At 70.2% G+C, this 6,106-nt stretch carries 4 protein-coding genes and 1 pseudogene; all 5 read right to left on the minus strand.

The features are described from left to right. Positions 1-72: 72 nt before the first annotated feature. Positions 73-306: pseudogene (locus MOQ72_RS39000) on the minus strand (GTP cyclohydrolase I); the annotation flags it as partial. A 119-nt stretch (positions 307-425) separates the two neighbouring features. Beyond that, complete coding sequence (ftsH, locus tag MOQ72_RS39005) at positions 426-2,786, minus strand: ATP-dependent zinc metalloprotease FtsH (protein ID WP_242190997.1); 2,361 nt, start codon at positions 2,784-2,786, stop codon at positions 426-428. A gap of 229 nt (positions 2,787-3,015) precedes the next feature. After that, positions 3,016-3,570 (minus strand): hypoxanthine phosphoribosyltransferase, encoded by a 555-nt coding sequence (gene hpt / locus MOQ72_RS39010; RefSeq protein ID WP_242190998.1) that lies wholly within the window; start codon positions 3,568-3,570, stop codon positions 3,016-3,018. A gap of 90 nt (positions 3,571-3,660) precedes the next feature. After that, positions 3,661-4,647 carry a tRNA lysidine(34) synthetase TilS gene (tilS, locus tag MOQ72_RS39015; RefSeq protein WP_242191004.1) on the minus strand — a complete coding sequence of 329 codons (987 nt, stop codon included), beginning with the start codon at positions 4,645-4,647 and terminating at the stop codon, positions 3,661-3,663. 60 nt (positions 4,648-4,707) lie between these two features. Next, a complete protein-coding gene (locus MOQ72_RS39020; RefSeq protein WP_242190999.1) occupies positions 4,708-5,832 on the minus strand; it encodes an Rv3626c family coenzyme F420 biosynthesis-associated protein in 1,125 nt (374 codons plus the stop codon). Positions 5,833-6,106 lie beyond the last annotated feature (274 nt).

The raw sequence follows: 6,106 nt of genomic DNA on the forward strand, positions 1-6,106 counted from the left end.
ACGATCCCCGATCCGGACATCCCGAGCAGGCTTCGCCCCATCAACCAGGTTGACGGTCTGCTTGCTCGGAACGCACTGGGAGTACATCGGGATGTCTCGGACCAGGACGAGTTCGTCGTGGGCTTCGTCGAAGGTCTTGTCCAGGACCTCGTCCGGGTTCGTGTAGAGCCCCGCGAACAGTTCGTGGTAGGCGCGGGCGACGCGCGCCGGGGTGTCCCGCAGACCTTCCCGGTCCGGGTCTTCGCCCGCGGCGAGCAGCAGTTCCCGGATCGCCGACTCAGCTCGCGCGTGGTCGAACCTGGGGATGTGGAAAGAGCCGTCGGGGCGGGAGTCGTCTCCCGCCCCGAGCGGCTCGTCGACCGTGCTGGTCAATTTGTCGATCCTCCACCGGCCGTGGCGCCCGAGGACGCCGAGTGCACCGGAGTTCAGCGGCTGGGGTTGCCGCTGCCGTTGTCCTGGGCCGTCGAGTCCGGTCCCGCATCGGGGCTGGGCCGCGGTGCTTCTTCGGCCTTCGACTCGCCCTGTTCCGGCGCCGACCCCTGCTGGCCGCGCTCCCAGGACGGCGTCCAGTTGTACTGGCCGCCCCCACCGGGGTAGTTCGAGCCGGACGGCGTGGTCGCCGGAGTCCATCCGGGCGGCGCCCCGTAGTTCGGCGGCACCGCCTGCGGTGCCTGGCCGGACTGCTGTTGCTGCGGCTGGCCGTGTGACGGGTTCTGGAACTGCACCGTGCCCTGGTGCGCACCGGCCCCCGCCGGGGTCGGCGCCTGCTGCCCGTGCTGCGGGCCACCGTTCTGGTTGGTCGCACCGACCGGGGACGGCGTCGGGGTCGGGGTCGGCTCCTCCTTGACCGGAGGCCACGGCTCGCCGCGTTCCTTGGCCAGCTCGCCCGGCGTCTTCACCGGCGGCTTTTCCGACGGCGTCCGACCGGCGAAATCGTTGAACGCGGTGATCCTGGGCCGCTTCTGCACCCCGGAGAAGATCCGTTCCAGGTCCTTGCGGTTCAGCGTCTCCTTGTCGATGAGCTCCAGCACGAGGTCGTCGAGCACGTCGCGGTAGGTGTTGAGCACCTCCCACGCCTCGGTGTGCGCGGCCTCGATCAGCCGACGCACCTCCTCGTCGATCTCGTGCGCGACCTCCAGCGAGTAGTTCGGCTGCTGACCGGCGGTGCGGCCGAGGAACGGGTCGCCCTCTTCCTTGCCGTACTTCACCGCGCCCAACCGGGCGGTCATGCCGTACTCGGTGACCATCGCGCGGGCGATCTTGGTCGCCTGCTCGATGTCGCTGGACGCACCGGTGGTCGGCTCGTGGAAGACGAGTTCCTCGGCGGAGCGGCCACCCAGCGCGAACACCAGGCGGGCGATCATCTCCGAGCGGGTCATCATGTCCTTGTCGTCCTCGGGGACGACGAGGGCATGCCCGCCGGTGCGACCGCGCGGCAGGATCGTCAGCTTGTACACCGGCTCCAGGTCGGGCATCGCCCAGGCGGCCAGCGCGTGCCCACCCTCGTGGTAGGCAGTGATCTTCTTGTCCCGCTCGGAAATGATCTTGCTCTTCCGGCGCGGGCCGCCGATCACCCGGTCGACCGCTTCCTCCAGCGCGGCGGCGGTGATCAGCTGACCACCTTCGCGGGCGGTGAGCAGCGCGGCCTCGTTGACCACGTTCTCCAGGTCTGCACCGGAGAAGCCGACGGTCCGCTTGGCCAGGCTGTCCAGGTCGGCGTCCTGGCCCAGCGGCTTGCCCTTGGAGTGCACGTTCAGGATCGCGCGGCGACCGCGCATGTCCGGGGCGGACACCGGGATCTGCCGGTCGAACCGGCCGGGGCGCAGCAGCGCAGGGTCCAGGATGTCCGGGCGGTTCGTCGCCGCGATCAGGATGATCCCGCCGCGCGAATCGAAGCCGTCCATTTCGACCAGCAGCTGGTTGAGGGTCTGCTCCCGCTCGTCGTGCCCGCCGCCGAGGCCCGCGCCGCGCTGGCGGCCCACCGCGTCGATCTCGTCGACGAAGATGATGCACGGCGCGTTCTGCTTGGCCTGTTCGAACAGGTCGCGGACGCGGGAGGCACCGACACCGACGAACATCTCGACGAAGTCGGAACCGGAGATCGAGTAGAACGGCACCCCGGCCTCACCGGCGACGGCCCGTGCGAGCAGCGTCTTACCGGTACCGGGCGGGCCGTAGAGCAGCACGCCCTTCGGGATCTTGGCGCCGAGCGCCTGGTACCGGCCGGGGTTCTGCAGGAAGTCCTTGATCTCGTGGAGTTCCTCGACCGCCTCGTCGGCACCCGCGACGTCGGAGAACAACGTCTTGGGCATGTCCTTGGTGAGCTGCTTGGCCTTGGACTTGCCGAAGTTCAGGACGCGGTTCCCGCCGCCCTGCACGTTGTTCATCATCCACATCAGCAGCAGCACGAGCAGGCCGATGGGGACCAGGTAGAACAGCATCTGCACCCAGAACGAGTCCTGGGTGACCTTGGTGTTCCAGTTCGGCACGTGCGCGTTGCGGATCTCGTTGACCACCTGGTCGGTGGCGCCAGCGGGGTACTGCGCGATCAGCTGGTTGCTGCCTTGGAAGTTCTGGCCGTCATTCAGGGTCAGCCGAACCCGCTGCTCCTTGTCCTCGATGGTCGCTTCCTTGACCCGGCCCTGGGCGATCTGTTCCAGAGCCTGCGAGGTCGAGACTTCGCGGTAGGCGCGAGTCTCGTCGAAGAGCACGCTGAACGCGTAGATCAACAGAAACGCTGTCAGGATCCACAGCAGCGGGTTGCGGAGCAGGCGCTTTCGGTCCATTCACTTGCGGCCGACGGTCGGCCTCGACCCTCCCTGACTGTCACTTCGGGCGACGGCTGTCCGGCAGACACACTTAGTCATCGCCGTCAACCCCTTCAGACCAGCGTACCGGCCGATGCGAGGGCACGACCATGCCGCGCTCGACGCAGGACGCCCAGCCTACTCGGCTGACCCGCCCGTCCGGTGCGGGAGGGCCGAACCGGACACGCCTGCCCGACGGCGCCCGGCATCAGACCCCGGACGTGTAGACCTTCGGGTCGAGCGTGCCGATGTAAGGGAGATCACGATACCGCTCGGCGTAGTCCAGGCCGTACCCGACGACGAATTCGTTCGGGATGTCGAAGCCCACGTACTTGACCGGGACGTCGACCTGCACCGCGTCCGGCTTGCGCAGCAGCGTGCACACCTCCAGCGACGCCGGGTTCCGCGAGCTCAGGTTCTTCAGCAGCCAGGACAGCGTCAGCCCGGAATCGATGATGTCCTCGACGATCAGCACGTGCCGGTTGGCGATGTCCCGGTCGAGGTCCTTGAGGATGCGCACCACGCCCGAGGACGAGGTCGACGAGCCGTACGAGCTGACCGCCATGAATTCCAGCTGGGCTGGCTGGGGCAGCGCCCGCGCGAAGTCGGTCATGAACATCACCGCGCCCTTGAGCACACCGACCAGCAGCAGGTCACCACCGGTTTGCTGGTAATCCTCGTCGACCTGCTTCGCCAGCTCGGTGACCTTGTCGTTGATCTGCTGCTCGGTGATGAGCACAGCAGCAATGTCGCCGTCGTACACGGCCCGGCTTCCCCTCTTCCGAATCGACGGGAACCGCGGTTCTCCGACACCGGAATCCCGCTACCCGAGCCGAAACGGCTCGGCGTCCCGTCAGCCATTCGGCGGCTTGCGACCCGCCGCTTCCACCAGAAGCGTGCCATGCGCCCGGCGCAGCACAAAGTCACCCGGCAAGGCCGGTCCGCCTTGGCCGCGCCAGTCGGCCACCAACGCGTCCGCCGCGCGCAGGTGCGCATCGGTGATCTCGGGGACCCCGCGCGCCAGCAACCAGGTCTTCAGGACCCGGCGACGCAGTGCGGCCGGAACTTCCCGCAATGCCACGGCATCGAGCACGTCATCGGACTCGACGCGATCCCGCAGCTCGGCGGCCAGCACGTCGAGCGCGTCGGCGTCCTCCCGCAGCTGCCACGCGGTTCGAGCAAGCGCGTCGCGCACTCCGCCTTGCAGCACATCTTCCAGCAGGGGAAGGACTTCTGTGCGCAACCGCACACGGGTGAAGCGGGCATCCGAATTGTGCGGGTCCTGCCACGGTTCGAGACCGAGAGCCGCGCAGGCGGCCTCCGTCGTCGCCCGGCTGATGTCCAGGAACGGACGCGCCCACGGCGGATCCAGCGGTCGCATCCCGGCGATCGACCGGGCGCCCGAACCGCGCCCGAGCCCGAGCAGCACGGTTTCGGCCTGATCGTCGCGGGTGTGGCCGAGCAGTACGAGGGAATCGGGCGGCCGGTGCTCGCGCAGCGCCGCGTAGCGGGCGCGGCGGGCCGCGGCTTCCACCCCGCCAGCACCCCCGACCTCGACCTTGATCACCTGGGGGGCGCAGCCCAGCGCGGCGAGTTGATCAGCGGCGCGGGCGGCGACGTCGGCGGAGCCGACCTGGAGCCCGTGATCCACGACGAGGCCGTGCACCGCGACGCCGTCGCGGCGAGCGACGTGCGAGGCGGCAGCGGCGAGCGCCAGCGAGTCCGCGCCGCCGGAGCACGCGACGGCCAGCGGAGCACCCCGGAACAGCGCCGCCTCGGCGGAGCCGAGCAGGCGCCGGACGGCGGAGCGGACGGCGCTGACGGCGGGAGCGGGCGGCACGCCCGCATTCTCCCGCGCCAGCGGCGAGCGGAGCACCGGCACCGGCGAAGTGCGCGCTGGTCAGCCGTGAACTCGGCGGATCCAGGCGTCCGGGTCGTTGATCTCGGCTCGGGTCGGCAGGTGTTCCGGGGATGTCCAGACGGCGTTGAAGCCGGCCATGCCGACCGCGCCCACCACGTGCCGGGTGAATGCCGCGCCCTGGGCGTACTGGCGGATCTTCGCGTCGACGCCGAGCAGGCTCCGCAGGATTCGGTCGAGCAGGCCGCCGCCCTTGCGGCGTTCGGTGAACCGCTGCCGGATGGTGGCCACGCTGGGCACCACGCGCGGGCCCACCGCGTCCATCACGTGATCGGCGTGTCCTTCCAGCAGCGTGGAGATCGCGATGATGCGGTCCAGCGCGGCGCGCTGCGAGGGCGTCTGCAGCAGTTCGATCACGCCGAGCATGCCGGGGCTGGAGTCCTGGCTGGCGCGGGCCGACCTCGCCTCGCGCAACACCGCGGGCAACCGGCTCAGCACCTCACCGGTGGTGCCCTCCATCTCGGCCAGCAGCGTGCCCAGGCTCGCCGCGAAGTGCTCGCGCAGCCACGGCACCGCGTTGAACTGCAGCCGGTGCGTCGACTCGTGCAGGCACACCCACATCCGGAAGTCGTCGCCTGGCACGCCCAGGGACCGCTGCGCCGCGACGATGTTCGGTGCCACCAGCAGCAACCGACCGCGCTGCCCGACCACCCGGGATTCGCCGTACGGGTCGAACTGGCCGAGCACCTTGCCGCCGAGGTAGGCCAGCACCACCCCGGCCTGCACGCCCGCGCCGCGCGCGCTCAAGCTGCCGAAGATGTCGTTGCCCGGCAACACCTTCGAGTCCGCTGTGGACAGTGCGGCGTCGGTGAGTTCCGCGAGTCCGTCGGCCGCGCCGCGGACCCAGGCGGGCCGGTCCACCACGTCGCCTTCCGAGATCGGCAGCTCCTGGCCGAGGCCGGTCAGCTCGCGGACGTGGGTTTCGGCTTCGACGCTGAACTGCCGCAGCGAGCGCACCGCTTGCTCGGCTTCCGACCGGGGCACCTCCGGTCCCGGTTTCATCAACCGGACGGCGGTGGCGACGGCGACGTTCCAGTCCAGCGCCCGGTGTTCCCCGGCAGCGCCCCGCTCCGGAGACGGCGGCAGGGTGGATGGGCGGGCGTTCACACGACCGACCGTACCCGCTCGCCACTCGCACAGGTACCTCACTTTCGAGCGGTCGGCGCCGCGCCGGAACCCAGCTGAACGGGACACCACGACCGGGCCACCCAGTCCCTTCCGCGATGCGGAACCCTGCGGTCCTGTCCGGCGCGGCGGCCGGTGGAGGTGGAAGGCGGGCGCTTTAGCGCGCAATAGCCCCCCCCCCCGGGGGTGGCGTGGGCCGGGCAGCGGCCCCCCCCCCCCCGCCGGGCGGCGGCGCGCTTGTGCACCGCCGGGCGGG

The sequence above is a fragment of the Saccharopolyspora soli genome (assembly GCF_022678645.1).
Lineage (GTDB): Bacteria > Actinomycetota > Actinomycetes > Mycobacteriales > Pseudonocardiaceae > Saccharopolyspora > Saccharopolyspora soli.